Origin of the sequence: Mucilaginibacter sp. dw_454 (assembly GCF_018449775.1) — a bacterium.
GTDB lineage: Bacteria > Bacteroidota > Bacteroidia > Sphingobacteriales > Sphingobacteriaceae > Mucilaginibacter.
In genome coordinates, this window is record NZ_JAAVVB010000008.1 from 123,690 (window position 1) to 140,654 (window position 16,965).

Here is a 16,965-nt window from a genome sequence, read left to right on the forward strand (position 1 = left end):
ATTGCCGTCCCATTTATGGGATGGATACACAAACAAATCCAATTGGCTTTAGCCAAACTTTACGCGTTAGTCCGGATTTGCAATCCACCTATAACAAATCCGTCATTGCGAGGTACGAAGCAATGATGCGGCGGAGAGAACGCAAACGAAATTATGCCCCCTTACATCTTCAACGGATACGTATTAAACAGCAAAGACACCGCTGTGGATGGCCCGAAACTACTCTTAGGCTTCGGTGCTTCCTCAATATTACGCGTCGCCCATTTGGTTTGGATAATGCCATGGCTGTTACGGTTATTGTAGGCTACCTTGGCATTCAGGTCCAGCCAGTCCACTAAATCTGTGTTGCCTGTCTCTTGTGTGTATTTACGGGCATAGCGCACAAAAATTCCTTTAAAGCCCGGCAGGTCGCCGCCGTTTTCTTCGTTATTCATCACCTTGCCCTTGTAAATGCTATCGCGGGTAAACTGTGCTATTTTTTTAGCTTCCTGCAAATAACTGGCTTCTTTGGTGTGTTTGTACAACATGGTTGCCGCACCTAAAAAAGTTCCTTCATTATAAGTAAAGCTCACATTACTGGTTCTGAGCAAGCCGGTTCTTTTATTAATATCGACATTGTCTTTCACCTTGCCGGTAGCCATATTTAACAGGTAAATTTTAGACCAGCTATATAACGCAATTGCCTTATCATAATAAGTACTGTCGCCGGTTGCCTCGCCTAAATAGCAGGCAGCCACAGCTGCAGGGCCTTCAATACAAGCGTTCTTAGATGTCTTGCCCTGGTACCAGATCAAACCGCCGCCATAGGTGTTGTTAAAAGCGCGTTTATACATTTTATCGTATTGATCTTTGGCTTTATCTAAATAGATCTTATTACCGGTTAACAAATATCCGCGAACGCTAAATAGCACCGCCCAGGTAATATCGTCGTTAAAATCATTGTACATCCAGTCTTCTTTATGGTTTTTGATGAAGTTGGTGTACAGCGTAGCAAATTTGTCTTTGTATTTAGGGTCCTTAGTTACCTCGTAAGCATCAAGTACCGTCTCCATCATTTCGGCCTGGTCCCAAAAACCTTTGTGGGCTTCTACCTGGTAGCCATTGTACCAATCGTCGAAAGCCATAGTCGCGGTAGCTAAAGTTGGCGCAACTTCTTGTGCTAGTTCTTTTTTAAATATCCATTTCTGCGCATCTGTTTTAGAAGATGTCGCCAGTTTAATTGGAGCGCCGTCGACAGAACTGCCTGCATTCAAGGCAAACTTTGGATTAGCCGCTGATTGCAAGATATAAGCACCGCCACTGGCTTTAACAATCACCCATTTGGTGTCATCGCCATTGGTATCATCACTTTGATCTAAAGTAACCGAATCAGCAGGGGCCGCTATTATGTGCAGCAGTTTTCCGCTACCTACATTGGTTAACGTATACGTATTTTTCTTAACCAGTTTAACTATCCAGCGTTGCGCGTCAGATTTGGTATCGGTCCAGGTATCCACCGTTGCGCCGTTATCAACAGACGAATTAGCTACATCCAGCATCTTGTTTGCCGCTTTTGCTTTCAACGAATAAATAGTGCCTGAGGTAATGCCGCCGGTTTGGGCAAAGCTGATAGCGCTGCTTGCCAGCAGGGTGATGGTAGCTAAAGCGCGTAGGTAAGATCTCTTCATAATTGGGATAATTAATAGTTACTCAGGCAATAATCTCCATAAAAATCAACTTAAACTGCAATGTTTTGAAGATGTTACATAGCAAACGATTGCATAAATTTATTTAACATTAAAACATTTTGCACCCGCTTTGAATTAATTGTTTGCACCTACAATGGTGACCTGTTTAATTGGAAAATAAACTACGCATAGCCCTGTTGGGCGGCGGGCCAAGCGCCCTTTTTATGTTAAAGCGATTTGTTGATGCCGGCAACGCCAACCTGCTCATAGACATTTATGAAAAAAAGGACCAGTTAGGTTTAGGCATGCCCTATAGCCCTGAGGGTGCCAGGGACGAGCACGTAACCAATACTTCGGGCAACGAGATCCCGGAGCTGGTAACCCCGGTGGCCGACTGGGTGAAAACCGCACCCGAAAGCCTGGAGCAACATTTCAACATCAGCCCTGAAACCTATAACGACTATAAAGTTTTACCACGCCTGTTTTTTGGTCAATACCTGAAGGACCAATTTAAATTACTTTGCGATATGGCCAATGGCATGGGCATAATGGGACAGATCCATTTTAATTGCGCCGTAACCGACATTATTGATCACCCTGAACAGAAAATTGTAGCGATAGAAATTAATGGCGATAGGCACGCAGAATACGACCGCGTCATCATCTGTACCGGCCACACCTGGCCTAAAAAACACGAAGGTAAAGTCCGGGGATATTTTGATTCACCTTATCCGCCTGCAAAACTGAATATTAAGTCTAATGAACCGATTGCCATCAAAGGCTCATCGCTTACTGCGGTTGATGCGGTGCGTACGCTGGCTCGTGCCAATGGCGAATTTTGGATAGATGCCAATGGTGTGCGTCATTTTAAAGTAGCCGATGATAGTGCAGGCTTCAAATTGCTCATGCATTCGCGCGATGGATTGTTGCCCGGTATAAGGTTTCATTTGGAAGACCCGCATTTATCTAAAGATGGAACGCTAACCAAAGCGCAGCTACAACAGCATCGCCAAGCAAACGGCGGCTTTATATCACTGGATATTTTGTTCGAGGAGAATTTCAAGCACATCATTCTTAAAAAACATCCCGAAGTTTATGCAAAGATCAAAAGCATGAACCTTGAAGCTTTTGTTGAGCTGATGATGGGCATGCGCGAACACACAGAGCCGTTCCGCTTGTTTAAAGCAGAGTATGACGAAGCCGAACGATCCATCAAAAAGCGCGAATCGGTTTTTTGGAAGGAGTTGCTTGCTATTTTAAGCTTCAGCATGAACTATCCGGCTAAATATTTAGCTGCCGAGGATTACCTGCGGTTTGAAAAAACATTGATGCCTTTGATCTCTGTAGTCATTGCATTTATCCCCCAAAGCGCATCCGAAGAATTGATGGCTTTGCATAGCGCCGGTGTGCTGGATATTATAGCCGTGGGCCATGACAGCCATGCCGATGCGGGGCCTGAGCACGGGGCGACATATCATTACCATGGCAAAGCGGTGCACTTTAACACGTTTGTAGATGCTACCGGGCAACCGCATTTGGCGTTTGAGGATTTGCCTTTTAAAAGTTTGCTGAAGAAACAAACGGTTAGCCCGGCCCGGTTAAAGTTCAGGATTGCGGATGCCGCCAAAGCCACCGATCAAACCAAAATAGAAACCGATACCCAGGGCAATGATTGCCTGCGTGTACCCGGCATAGCTATTAATGACGATTATCAACCTGTTGATGAAAACGGCACGGTGAACCCGCGTATTTATATGATGGCGGTTCCGTATATTGGTGGTTTTAATCCGGATTACTCGGGGCTTGATTTTTGCGAGTCGGCCTCAGAGGTTATCATTAAAAGCATCTTAAAATAATGGATCAGCAACCGTTAAAACTATACTTATTACTACTAGGCTCAAAAGCGCCGGGGCGTCATGTAGAGCAGCATGATTTTTTCTTTGGGATAGCCCCATCGCTTAAGGACCTGATACCAAACATCAAAGCTTTTTGGCGCGGTGCGGCGGGCAATCTGCACATTGATGGTTTCCGCGAAGTGAATCATGTAGATGGGTACCGCATTGAGGCCTTGCTAAGAGATGAAACGACTGTCGAGTCGCCGGAAAGCTTATTCTTTATCAATTTAGGCGGCTATACCGTCGGTCGTTTAGAAGAACAACACTACGTAATTTTAAGTGTAAATAAAGATCGCGGCCAGGCTATTCAAAACGCTAAAAAAGCAGTCTTTTTTAAAACAAATACTATCGCCGATAACAAAAATGCCAACGCGCATATCGACGATAAATATGGCATTGATGTGGACGATATTTATAACATCGCCGAAATGTTGTCGCCGGCACAAAAGGCGAAGTATCATATTAAGATAACGCCTGAGAAAGGTTTACCTGAGGACGAGATTCATCTGGGGTATTTTAGGTTGGATAAGCTATAATAACCCTTTCTGTCATTGCGAGCGAAGCGCGGCAATCGCGAACTTTGCTCCTTGCGATTGCCGCGCTTCGCTCGCAATGACAGATTTTTTTGCCTATTGCACCGACGGCGGTGGCACCTTCACACCCCAGGCTTCATTCGGCTTGCTGCCCATTCTAAGCACTAGCTTACCACCCTTCATTAACTCGTCCCGGTACAGCCAACAGTTATTAAGTGGCTTGCCGTTAAAGCTGGCTGATTGAATATAAACATTAGTCTTAGAATTATTAATAGCTTGAATATTCAATTTCTTACCATTACCCAGCGCAATATTGGCACTGTTAAATACCGGGCTGCTCAACTCCACAATAGGCCGAAAATCTGTGAAACCTTTCACGTCGAACAATCCCAGCGAAGCCATTACGTACCATGAACCTAACTGACCCTGATCTTCATCTTGCCCATAGCCGTAACCATGAATGGGTTCTATACCATAAAACTCGTCGCAAATGGCGCGGGTCCATTTTTGGGTGAGCCAGGGTTTGCCCGAGAAGTTGAATAGCCAGCTGGTATGCAGGCAAGGTTGGTTGCCATGGTTGTATAATGATTTGATACCCGCAAAAGCATCGATAGTTTTACCACCACTGAAACCGTCATTTTCTGAGGTTTCAAAGATATTATTCAGGCGAGTGTTAAATTCATCCTTACCTACTGCATCAACCAGTCCTTTCGGATTTTGCGGGACGAAATAAGTGTACTGAATAGCATTCCCCTCCTGGAACCCGCGCCAAGGCTCGGCAGGGTCAAACTTGTCTATGAAAGAGCCGTCTGCACGTTTAGGACGCATCAGTTTTTGATCTTTATCGAAAATGTAGCGCCAGCCGTTGGAGTTTTTGATGAGTAATTTGTAGTCATCTGTCTTACCTAAATTCTTCGCCATCTGTGCGGCAGCAAAAGCGCTGAAGCTATATTCTAACGTATGCGACGCCGAGAAATGCGAGCCGGTCGAATCCGTATTATAATCCCCATCCAGATAAGGCGAGTAACCATATTTTACAAAAGCATCCACGTCCATTTTACCCGAGCCTTCTTTACGGTCCTTGCCCGATAACTCATTAGCCCGGATAGCCTGGTAAGCCAGATTAACATCGTAATCGCGAATACCAACCTGGTAAGCGGCTGCGATAGTGAGTCCCACAAAGTTAGTACCCACACCTGATACAAAATTACTGTTGGCAATGCCGTCGCCAAACCAGCTGCGCTCTTTGTAGATCTCTAATTGGGTATGCACATAATCATTATAATGGCTTGGGTAAGCCAGTGCCCATAATTGGGTTAGGTTCCAGTAGGCACCCCAAATAGCATCGGTGTTATAAAAGTTATAGCTAAAGCGGCCCTGTTTATCTTTTGGCAGGCGACCAATAGTCCCATCATGTCTTGGGAATGAACCATTAACATCATTGGCAATACCTCGCCCCAATAAACCATGAAACAAACCAGTATAAAATTTCACTTTGCTAACGCGATCTCCGCCTTGCACCATGATCTTGCCCAATTCGGTGCGCCAGGTGGCTTGTGCCTGTTGTTTGGCTTTATCGAAAGTTAAGCCTGTTGCCTCGGCCGCCAGGTTGGCTTTAGCATTGGCGATGGAGGTATAGGATAATCCTACCTTCAGCTCAATTGCCTCATTAGCCTGCGTTTTATAATTCAGGAAGATACCGGCGCCTTTCCCTTTGGCTTCTTTTGATTGTTGCTTTATTCCCTCGTTATTAAACGAGCCGACAGATGCCGGTGCTTTACTTACCTCGCCATAAAAACACATTTGCACCTGCCCGTCCGGATCGTACTTTTTAACGTATTTGGGATAGGTAATTACATAACCCTCAAAGTGCGTAGCGTCGGTCATTTTTACACCGGCGTCGCGTACCTCGCCGCTTTCGCCTTGTGTGTTTCCGATATCGAAGATAATGCGCGAGCGATCATTCTTCGGGAAAGTATAGCGATGAAAACCGACGTGTTTGGTAGCGGTTAGCTCGGCAGTAATATGGTAATCATCCAACAAAACTTTATAATAGCCAGGTTGCGCTATTTGATTTTTACGATCAAAATGCGAGCGGTAACCGCTGCCGGGTTTATCCAGTTCTCCGGGTTTTATTTTCAGTTCGCCGGTAGCAGGCATTACGCTCACGCCCCCTACCTGCCATTCGTGGAAATGCACAAAACCCTCAATCGAGTTATGACGGGTATCGTACCCTACAGCTTCCCAACCGCTGGCGTTGCCGTAATGTCCATTGGTTGAAGGCGCCAGTTTAGCCATGCCATAAGGCACTGCAGCCGGCGTGTAAAAGAACCAGCGACTATGCGCCGTGCCGATGTTTGGGTCGACATAACTTAAAACGTCCTGCGCATGCAGGTTGATGGTTGCCAGCGATAATATCGCGATAGCAAAACCTGATCTGATAGCTGTTTTCATAGTTTTAGTTTGCAGCTTTATAAGTTTCTTTCCAGTAATTGTCGATGTCCTCTAACGAGCGCCCTTTTGTTTCGGGAATCAATTTCCAGGTGATCCAAAGCGCAGGCGAACAGCAAATGGCGAACAACCAGAATGTTGCCGACGAACCCAGATCCTGCAACATTAGCGGCGTTAATTGTCCCACCAAAAAGTTTGCGATCCATAATGACAGCGTTGCCAAAGCCATAGCCTTGCCGCGAATGGCATTCGGGAAGATCTCGCCGATAACCACCCAGCAAACCGGCCCGAATGAAAAGGCAAAGCAGGCGATGAAGAGTAAGATAAATATCAAAATCCACGGACCGGTAGTCACTCCCGCCGCAAACAAAATACCAATTACAACCAGGGCAAATACAGCCCCGCCTATCCCTACAAATAACAAGGGACGGCGCCCCCATTTATCTATCGTAAAAATAGCGACGAAAGTAAATACCACGTTCACCAGGCCAATAGTAACCTGGCCTCCTAAAGCGTTGTTCAAAGTAAAACCGGCCTGCTCTAAAATCTTCGGACCATAATAGATCACCGCGTTAATTCCGCATACCTGCGATAGAAAAGGCAGTAACAATCCAATCCACAACGCCCGGCGATAAACCGGTGTAAACAATTCTTTTAATCCGGTTTTGGGATCGCTGCTTTGAGCTTCTTTTACCGCAGCTACTTCGCGGTCGGCAGCTTCCAGGCCGTCTACTTTAATCAAAATCTGTTTGGCTTTTTCTTCCTGCCCATGCAGTAATAACCAACGCGGCGATTCAGGTACCAGCAATAACGACAATAAAAAGATCCCCGAAGGGAAAATACCCAGCCCCAGCATAGCACGCCACACTTCGGTCGAAAATATTTTTTGAGTGCCTGCGCCGCCAAAGGTGTCGCCCGTATGAGCCGCCAGGTAAGCATTGCTAAAATAAGAGATGACGATACCAACCGTTAAAGCCAGTTGATACAGCGATACCATCATCCCACGGTAGCGGGACGGAGAAAATTCAGAAATATATAATGGTGATACCATCGAGGCCACGCCAATGCCCAAGCCACCGATCAATCGAAAGGCGATCAACTGCGAAAACGAAGTCGAGAACGTACACCCTACCGCCGACGCCAAAAACAGCACCGCCGACAGGATCATAATGAGCTTACGGCCATATTTGTCGCTCAGTTTACCGGAGGCGCATACCCCGATGATACAACCCAGTAAGGCACAACTCACAAACCAGCCCTCGTTCACCACGTCCAGGTTAAAATCCTTTTTTACTAAACTCACGGTGCCCGATATTACGGCCGTGTCGAAACCAAATAGAAAGCCACCCAGGGCGGCTACCAGGCAAACCAGGTACAGGTAAATGCTGCTTTGTTTTGTTGTGGTCATATGTGCTTAATCTTTTAAAAATGCTTTAATAACGCGGGCCTTGTTTTTGCCCAAATTGATTAGTGTATAGCTCTTTGCAGCTGCCGGTATTACGAAGGTTTCGGCATAGGCGAAGGCGTGTTTGGCGCCGTTATCTATCTCCAGTAAAACCGACTCGCCCTCTACCAGCATCATTACATGGCAAAGGCCGTCGGTGCTAACGTTTACCTTATTATCAAAATCAATGCGGTGCACATCATAAAAATGCTCGGCATGGGTAGGCAGGTGGATTAGCTCATAACCTTCGCTTTGCTCAATTACGGTTGGGTTTGAAATCAGTTCTTGCTGCACTTTATCGCCTTTACGATCGAACACTAAATTGTTAAAGGCATGGTCGATATTGATAGGGCGCGGATTTCCGTCGAGATCTAAACGCAGCCAATCGTACATCTTAAAGGTGAAGATGTATGGCGTGGCGCTGATTTCCAGCACCAGGTTGTTAGCTCCGGCGCTATGGATCGTCCCGTTAGGGATTAAAAACAAGTCGTGCTTTTTGGCCGAATGCGCCTGTACATAATCGGTAATTTGCAGCTCGGCATTGTTTTTTTGGCTGCCGATTAACGCCTCTTTAAATTCAGCTGGATCAATGCTTTCCTGAAAACCCAGGTATACCGTGGCTTCGTTAGGTTTGCAATCGAGGATATAATAGGTTTCGTCCTGCGTAATAGTCTCACCAAAATTGTCCTGGATATATTTTAAATGCGGATGACACTGGATGGATAGGTTGCCACCGTCGTAAGTATCTAAAAAGTCGAACCGGATAGGGAATTCATCGCCAAATTTATCGGCATGTTTACCCAGCACTTCGCGGTTGTTATGGAACATCAGGAAATCAAAAGATACTTCCAGCACGTTATCTCCGCTTTTAAAGATAATGCCGTTTTCAGGTACAATTAACTCAAACGACCAGGCATAATTCACGGCATCTTTATTCAGTCCGGGGATACGGTTCTTCATCCATTGCCCGCCCCAGGCGCCTGGCTCAAACCATGGCCGCACGCGGATAACGGATTGGGCCATTTGATTTAATCCGGCCGCGAAATCCGCTTTGTGCATCCAATTAATCGTATCGGGCCATTGGCCATCGGCTACGATATCGATTTTATCAAGAATGGCTTTTTTGTGCGCGTTGCACAGCACCCAATCTACAAAGTAAAAGCGTTTATACATTTGGGCCGGCTCAAGCATTTGCGGAGTGCCCAAATTAGTCGCGGTGCCGGCACGCATGCGAAATTGGATCTCGTTTTTGGGTACGTCGATATAGATCAATGGCGCATCCCAACCGGCCAAAGCTGCACCTGTGCCTATGATGATATTAATGTCTGATGATGTATCCGGACGCTGTGATCGCAGTTGTTCTAACTCAAATAAATCCTGTAATTGCAACGTACATTTGGTACCCCAAACAGAAGTTGGTGTACCCAGGAAAGGTTGTACCAGGCCATCAATTTCAGCCGCAGATTTTAGATACCTTGAGGTTTCAATAAAATTTACGCTAAGGCCCTTTTTCTCTATTTCTGCTTTTAAAGCATTTTTTGCCAATCCCCACCATACACCGCCATAGCCGTCAATCACTACGGTTTTTTGCTGCGCGATATATTGGGCTAGCGTGGCATAACCGCTGAAGATCGTGCCATCGGCCAATTTAGTTACGGGGTAAATATTGTATACCTCTCCGTCATTCACATCCTCCAGTTTATCGGGCATGAGATATTGCGTGGTTTTACGCAGTTGGGCGGCTAATTGGGTTTTATTGGCAGATGTATTATTCATTTTTAATTGTTGTAATGTATGTACATATAAACAGGCCTGATTTTGCGAATGATTAATTTTTAAGCCCGGAAAATTTTTAAAACAGCGGTTTATATGCGGTTATGTACAAACATATAAATTAATTAACATAATCATCAAGCGTTTAAAAAACTTATAATTGTAAAAGAATATTATGCGCCACGCTATAGACCATAAAAGCCCTGTCCCACTGCATGCGCAGGCGGAGATCCTTTTGCGGCAAATGATTAGTGAGGACGAGTACCAAAACGGTAAGATTTTCCCAAACGAGATTGAGCTGGCCAAGCAACTGGCTATATCGCGCTCCACCCTTCGCCAGGCTATTAACAAATTGGTTTTTGAAGGATTACTAGTTCGCCGTAAACGTACGGGTACCAAAGTGGCCAAAAGCGTGGTAAGCTCGCGCTCTAACAACTGGCTCAGCTTTTCGCAAGAAATGAAGCTGCGCGGCATCGCCATAAAAAACTTTGAAACCAATATTTCATGGGCGCTACCCGATGAGGAGATAGCCGATTTCTTCGAGATTAAATCCGAGCGCCAGGTACTTAAAATGGAAAAACTGCGCGGCAAGCCCGAGGGACCGTTTGTATATTTTGTATCGTATTTCCACCCCCGCGTAGGGCTAACGGGCGACGAGGATTTTACCCAGCCGCTTTACGAAATGCTGGAGCATGAGCATTCGGTCATTGCCACGCTATCTAAAGAAGAGATCAGCGCTATTGCGGCGGATGAGTTTATTGCCGGGAAGTTACAGATACCTGTTGGCAGCCCGGTGCTATTTAGAAAACGTTTTGTATTTGACCATGGCGAGCGGCCGATTGAATATAACCTGGGCTTTTATAAGGCGGATAGTTTTGTTTATACGGTGGAGAGTTTGCGGTGAGGTTTTGCGTTTTAAAACAACCAGATGCCACAAAATTGCCACAAGCGGGACGCTTGCTGTAGCGCCTGTAGGACTCAAAATTGTCATTGCGAGGAGGAACGACGAAGCAATCGCACGCGTTAAAGCCTTTCTCCTTGCGATTGCCACGCTACGCTCGCAATGACAGGGCTGATTTAGTGAATAAATCGTATCCTTGTATACGCGCCTATCCAATGACCAAAAAACTTCTCCTTGCAACGTTTTTCTCCTTACTGGTAAACATCGCCTTCGGGCAAACGCAACAGAAATTTACCCCGCAACAAATGCGACAGGATATTGACAGCCTGGTTAAAAATCTGCTGGCGGTACATCCCAATCCGTTTTACCGGTATCCTAAAAGTTCATTTTTTAACGATATTGATCAGTTAAAAGCAGGGCTTACTACTAATCTAACCAAAGTTGAATTTTACCTGTGGGTTGAGACACTTTTAGGGCATCTCGAAGACGGCCATACCGACCTGGCTTTTCCGAGTGATTATTATGATGCCAACCCTTTTGTCTTTCCTTATAACGTTAAACTGTCTACTCAAAAACCTTTTATTGTTTTGCAAAGCGCTTCGACGGTGATCAAATCAGAAATACCTGCCGGGGCCGAGATCATCAGCGTTAATAATATACCTGCGCAACAAATTGCGAACGACATTGCCGACCGCAACACCGGCGAGAACCGTTTGTTCAGGGCAGATTTTGGCTCGTCGAACTTTGACTTTTACCTGGAAGCGCTTTATAAAGCCAATGGCATTTATAGGGTTAAATACAAAGATAAAGGCCTGGTTAAAACTGTCGCCATACAGGGCTTACGGAAATCAGAATTAGATAAACGACACCGTGAAGAAAAAACAGTAAGCAGTATTAATGCTGATCCTACTTATTCCATAAAACTCTTTACCAAAGACTATACCGCATTAATTGATTTTAAAAGCTTTGACTGGGATGGTTTCAGCAAATTTATGGATACCACTTTCAGGCAATTGAAAGAAAAACACATTAAGCATTTAATCATCAACCTGATTGATGACGGCGGTGGCGACTCGGACGTTGGCGATGAGTTTTTTCAATATCTGTTGGATAAGCCTTTTACCCAGTACGCCAAGATCCTCGAAAAAAACAGCGAACCCTTAAAGCAGCGATTGCGTGAGCATCGTAAAGACAAAGCGTTAAGCAATGACGACAAAGCCTTATTAGCGAAACCCGATGGATCTTTAGACACGGTTTATTGCGATAAAATAGCCATTCGCAAAAATCCATGGCGCTATGACGGGGAGGTGATTTTGTTAACCAATATTAAAACCTATTCATCCGCAGCAGATTTTGCGCAATGTTTCAAGTACTATAAACGCGGACTTATAATTGGCGAAGAAACCGGCGGCCTGATTAAAAGTTATGGCGACATAGTGCCGGTGTATTTGCCCAATACCGGTTTGGAATTAACCATATCCAGCAAACTTTATTACAACTCGGGAGCCGGCGAAAATGATTGGCACGGGGTGATCCCGGATATAAAAGCAACATCCGACGAGGCCTTGCAGCGGGCATTTGATTATATTGATGAGCAGGGGAAATAAAGCCATTCAATACCTTATGACAAGTGCGCGCGGCTGTCATGCTGAGGCATTCGAAGCATATGGGCAAAGGCCATACGCTCACCCTTCGAGGGCCTCAGGGTGACAGGCCATTTTATACATGCTTCGTTTTCTCCGTGAAACAAAAAATACTTAAAAGTCATTTTTGCTGTTTCATTTTGTTTCACTATATTTTCATAAATAGCTAATTATAAGGTTATTAATCAAAAAATCTGTTTCACTTGTTTCATCTGTTGCACACACACGTGAAACAAAACACCGCTAACGCAAAAGCCCCGATCTTTCGATGCGGGGCTTTGCTCCGTTATTGGCAAACCTGATTAATAACTTCTCTTTAAGGTCTTTTCACGGCGCCTATCTTGGCAAGCAGCTTTCTATTTTCGCGACGGTGGATCAATCTGTGCACCAAAGCGTATATAATAGGCAGTATAAGTAAGGTTAATATAGTCGAGGTGATCAAACCACCGATAACCACAATAGCCAGCGGTTTCTGGGTTTCGCTACCAATACCGGTTGATATCGCAGCAGGCATCAAACCAATAGCAGCCATCAGGGCGGTCATTACTACCGGCCTAACGCGTGATATTACGCCATCAAGGATGGCTTTATCTAAAGGTATGTGCGCTTCCAGGTTCTTCTTGAACACCGATATCAGGATCACCCCGTTCTGGATACATACCCCAAACAAAGCAATGAACCCAATACCCGCCGAGATACTGAAGTTGATACCCGTTATATGCAGCGCCAGGATGCCGCCAATCAGCGCAAACGGTACGTTCAGGATAACCAGCGTAGCGTCCTTGACATTCCCAAAGGTGATGAACAGGATCAGGAAGATAACCAGCAAGCAGATTGGCACCACATGAGCCAGCGTCTTAGACGCACGGGTTTGGTTCTCAAACTCGCCCACCCACTGGGTTGAGTAGCCCTGATCCAGATGCACCAGTCGGTTTACCTTGGCTTGTGCCTCGGCAATGGTGCTACCTAAGTCGCGGCCACGGTTAGAGAACTTAACCGCAATGTGGCGCATGTTGTTATCGCGATATATGAACGCGGGGCCGGTTAGTATCTTAATATTTGCTATCTCTTTTATGGCTATCTTAGATCCGTTCAGGGTTGGCACCATTAGGTTCTCAATCTTATCCTGCGTATCGCGAAACTCCTTCTGGTAACGCACGCGGATGTCGAACCGGCGTTCGCCCTCATATAATTCGGTAGCTGCTTTACCACCTATCGCCATCTCGATCACCGCGTTTGCATCGGCAGTAGACACGCCATAAAGTGCCATTTTGCGTTGATCCAACTCAATTCTAAACTCCGGCTGGCCCAGGTTACGCAGCACGCCTAAATCGTCAATGCCCTTTACTGTTTTCAGCACCTTCAGCACTTCGTCGGCTTTGTGGTCCAGTACATCGAAATCAGAACCAAAGATATTAACTGCCAGCGATGCGTTAACACCCGCCACGGCCTCCTCTACGTTATCCCTGATAGGCTGTGAATAGTTGAATACAGCACCCGGTATCTTGATCAACTGGGTATTCATTTGGTCAATCAGGTCGTCCTCACTTAATCCCTTGCGCCATTGTTTCTTATCTTTCAGGTCCACCTGGATCTGTACGTCAAAGAAGCCTTTAGGGTCGGTACCGTCATTGGTACGGCCCACCTGCGCCAGGGTCTGTTTAACCTCGGGAAACGCGGCCAGTATCTGCATCATCTTTTGGTTGATGCTTTCGGCTTCCGGTAATGAAACGCTCATCGGCAGTTCTGCCTCCACCCATAGTGCGCCCTCATTCAAATCGGGCAGGAACTCGGTACCCAGGAACCTGGCCGAAAAGAACGTCAGCGCCATAAAAGTTATAGCCACCAGCAAGCTTAGCTTAGGGTTTCTATAGGTATAGCTGAACATTCGCCGTATGCCGTTCTCAAAGAACGATACTACCGGGTTATGCTTCTCTTTTACATTCTTATTTAATAGGATGCTTGACAAAGCAGGCACCAGCGTCAATGTAAATATCAATGCACCCAACAAGGCAAAACCCAGGGTATAAGCCAGCGGCGAGAACATCTTACCTTCCACCTTCTGGAAAGCAAAGATGGGTATCAAACAGGTGATGATAATCAGCTTGGAGAAGAAGATAGCCTTGCCCATTTCGGCACCTACATTCTTGAACAGGCCCAGCTTGGCCAGCTTGTTAAATTTCTCCATGCCGACTTCGTGCGCCTTATGATCAAGCGCTACGAAGATGCCCTCCACCATTACCACGGCCCCATCTATGATGATACCGAAATCTACCGCCCCCATCGATAGCAAGTTGGCGCTCATGCCCTTTATCCGCATACAGATAAAGGCAAACAGCAAGGATAGCGGTATAATGATAGCCACCGTAAGCGTAGTACGCCAATCGGCCATAAACAGGAATACGATCACGGTTACCAATACGATACCTTCCAGCAGGTTATGAATAACCGTCTCGGTACAGAAGTCCATCAGGTTAGTACGATCATAGAATGTATCGATCTTTACATCTTTTGGCAGGATGTTATCATTCAAATCCTTAACCTTATCACGGACGCGATCCAATACTTCGGCAGGGTTCTCACCCTTCCGCATTACAATGATACCTTCAATAACATCTTTCTGCTTATCGCGACTAACCTGGCCCAGGCGCGGCAAGCCGGCCTCGTGCACATCGGCAACGTCTTTGGCTAGTATAGGTACGTTGTTAACATTTTTGATGATGATGCTTTTCATCTCATCAATATTGTTGATAAGACCGATACCTCGAACTACATACGCTTGATCGTTCTTTTCGATTACGTCGCCACCTACGTTGATGTTACTGCGATTAATAGCATTAAAAACATCCAACGAAGTCAGACCATATTTTTGAAGTAAAGCAGGGTTAACGCTCACTTCGTATGATTTCTCTTCACCACCAAAGCTGTTTACGTCGGCTACACCGGGTACCGATTTAAACTGGCGGTCAAGCACCCAATCCTGTATGGCGGTAAGTTCATGCAGTGATTTGGTTTTGCTCTTTAGTGTGTAACGGTAGATTTCGCCCGTTGGGCCATAAGGTGGCTCGATTTCGGGTTTTACGCCATCGGGTAAATCGGCATTGGCCAGGCGGCTTAGCACTTGCTGACGCGCAAAGGCATCATCAACATCGTCATCAAAAATGATGCGGGTGTAAGATAAGCCAAAGGCAGAGGTAGTACGCAGGTTTGATTTCTTTTGTACCGAGTTCAGCACCGTTTCAATCGGAATGGTGATGAGTTTCTCCACCTCCTCGGCGCTACGGCCCGGCCACTGCGCGATGATGATGATCTGCGTATTGGTTACATCCGGGAAGGTTTCAATAGGAGTATTTGAGTAACTCCACACGCCAAGGCCTGCCAAAATAGCGGTCATGAAAAACACGAAATAACGGTGTTTTAGTGAGAAGTAGATTATGTTTTTAATGAATTTATTCATTGTCTGGTATCAAGTATAGAGTATCAAATAGTAAGATAATTAAGCGGCGTATCAGGTCAAGTATCGTCTTGATACTAGGTACTTGATACTAGCTACTCCTAATTAATCGCCGGTTATCGCGTCATATAACAACAATTGATTTTTGGAGACTACCTTATCGCCGGGCTGTAAGCCGGAGGCTATGTATGATACATCGTCAACCGTTTTTATTACGCTTACTTCGCGCACTTTAAGGTCGCACTTGCTATTGTAGATCACCACATAGTTCTTGCTGCTATCAAACACCACCGCCTTTGCAGGTACCGATACCGCCTGGGTGTTCTCGCTATTGGTGATGACTACGTTGGTAAACATCTCCGGCTTCAACAACATCCCCGGGTTAGGCAGCGCTATTTTGATCTTCATTACTTTATTATCCGGATCTAATACCGAACTGATCTCGTTTACTTTACCGTCAAACACTTTACCCGGGTAAGCCAGCGTAGTTACTTTGGCTGTATAGCCAACCTTTACTTTGCTGATGTCCGATTCGAACACGTTTGCCCAGATCCATACATCCTGCATATTGGATATAGTGAACATACTGCCCGCGTTATCCTGGCGAATGAAGCTGCCGGAGGTAATGTTCTTTTCGATAATGTAACCACTTTCCGGAGCTTTGATAACCAAAGTGCCATTTTCGCTGGTATTGCCGCCGCCGTTGATAGACAGTTGCTGCTTAACCTTGCGGTTGGCCGCCATAGCTTTATTATAGTTCTCTTGAGCCTCGGTATAATCACGCTCGCTTGAAATGCCATTTTTGTATAATGATTCTGCCTGATCTAACTGACGTTTAGCAACGGATACATCTGATTGAGTTGATGACAGATCGGTATAGTTACCCGCTACATCTGCACTGCGCATAATAGCCAGCGTTTGCCCTTTAGATACTTTATCACCTAATGAAACCCTTACGGATATCACCTGTCCGCTGGAAAACGGGAAAACTTTAACTACGTTATTATCATCGCTTGATACTTCGCCGGATAGGCTAAGCTCATCCTTCATGGTGCTGGTTTTTGCAGTATCTATGGTGATCATTTTTTGTAATGAATCACTTACACATACCTGCGTATTCTCAGGGGCATCAACGGTTTTGGGCTTGCAGGATGCCAAAAACATTAAGCTGCCAAGACCAATCAAAATCGTTTCTTTTTTCATC

10 protein-coding genes are annotated in these 16,965 nt (G+C 45.6%); 4 read left to right on the forward strand and 6 right to left on the reverse strand.

Annotated elements, in window-relative coordinates; genetic code table 11:
- Positions 1–161 precede the first annotated feature (161 nt).
- Complete coding sequence (locus tag HB679_RS19690) at positions 162–1,667, reverse strand: glycoside hydrolase family 76 protein (protein WP_214073745.1); 1,506 nt, start codon at positions 1,665–1,667, stop codon at positions 162–164.
- Positions 1,668–1,837: 170 nt separating this feature from the next.
- On the opposite strand from HB679_RS19690, the gene HB679_RS19695 reads away from it, so the two are divergent.
- Together HB679_RS19695 and HB679_RS19700 are read left to right on the forward strand one after the other, a co-directional pair.
- Positions 1,838–3,523: an FAD/NAD(P)-binding protein gene (locus HB679_RS19695; protein ID WP_214073746.1), complete on the forward strand. Its 1,686-nt coding sequence runs from the start codon at positions 1,838–1,840 to the stop codon at positions 3,521–3,523.
- A complete protein-coding gene (locus HB679_RS19700) occupies positions 3,523–4,098 on the forward strand; it encodes a DUF1543 domain-containing protein (RefSeq protein ID WP_214073747.1) in 576 nt (191 codons plus the stop codon). The genes HB679_RS19695 and HB679_RS19700 overlap by 1 nt, the downstream gene beginning before the upstream one ends.
- Before the next feature lie 93 nt (positions 4,099–4,191).
- Here HB679_RS19700 and HB679_RS19705 read toward each other — a convergent pair whose 3' ends face one another.
- The 3 genes from HB679_RS19705 to HB679_RS19715 are packed head-to-tail and all read right to left on the reverse strand — an operon-like array spanning position 4,192 to position 9,766.
- Positions 4,192–6,549: a GH92 family glycosyl hydrolase gene (locus HB679_RS19705; RefSeq protein ID WP_214073748.1), complete on the reverse strand. Its 2,358-nt coding sequence runs from the start codon at positions 6,547–6,549 to the stop codon at positions 4,192–4,194.
- Between the two features lie 4 nt (positions 6,550–6,553).
- Complete coding sequence (locus HB679_RS19710; protein ID WP_214073749.1) at positions 6,554–7,954, reverse strand: sugar porter family MFS transporter; 1,401 nt, start codon at positions 7,952–7,954, stop codon at positions 6,554–6,556.
- A 6-nt stretch (positions 7,955–7,960) separates the two neighbouring features.
- Positions 7,961–9,766, reverse strand: a complete 1,806-nt coding sequence (locus tag HB679_RS19715; RefSeq protein WP_214073750.1) for a class I mannose-6-phosphate isomerase — start codon at positions 9,764–9,766, stop codon at positions 7,961–7,963.
- A 172-nt stretch (positions 9,767–9,938) separates the two neighbouring features.
- Here HB679_RS19715 and HB679_RS19720 point away from each other — a divergent pair, with 172 nt between their 5' ends.
- The gene (locus HB679_RS19720) at positions 9,939–10,667 is read left to right on the forward strand and encodes a GntR family transcriptional regulator (RefSeq protein WP_214073751.1); all 729 of its coding nucleotides are present in this window, start codon (positions 9,939–9,941) and stop codon (positions 10,665–10,667) included.
- A gap of 212 nt (positions 10,668–10,879) precedes the next feature.
- The gene (locus tag HB679_RS19725; protein WP_214073752.1) at positions 10,880–12,271 is read left to right on the forward strand and encodes a S41 family peptidase; all 1,392 of its coding nucleotides are present in this window, start codon (positions 10,880–10,882) and stop codon (positions 12,269–12,271) included.
- 352 nt (positions 12,272–12,623) lie between these two features.
- Here HB679_RS19725 and HB679_RS19730 read toward each other — a convergent pair whose 3' ends face one another.
- Positions 12,624–15,764, reverse strand: a complete 3,141-nt coding sequence (locus tag HB679_RS19730) for a CusA/CzcA family heavy metal efflux RND transporter (RefSeq protein WP_214073753.1) — start codon at positions 15,762–15,764, stop codon at positions 12,624–12,626.
- Between the two features lie 102 nt (positions 15,765–15,866).
- Positions 15,867–16,964 carry an efflux RND transporter periplasmic adaptor subunit gene (locus tag HB679_RS19735; RefSeq protein ID WP_214073754.1) on the reverse strand — a complete coding sequence of 366 codons (1,098 nt, stop codon included), beginning with the start codon at positions 16,962–16,964 and terminating at the stop codon, positions 15,867–15,869.
- Position 16,965: the final 1 nt, after the last annotated feature.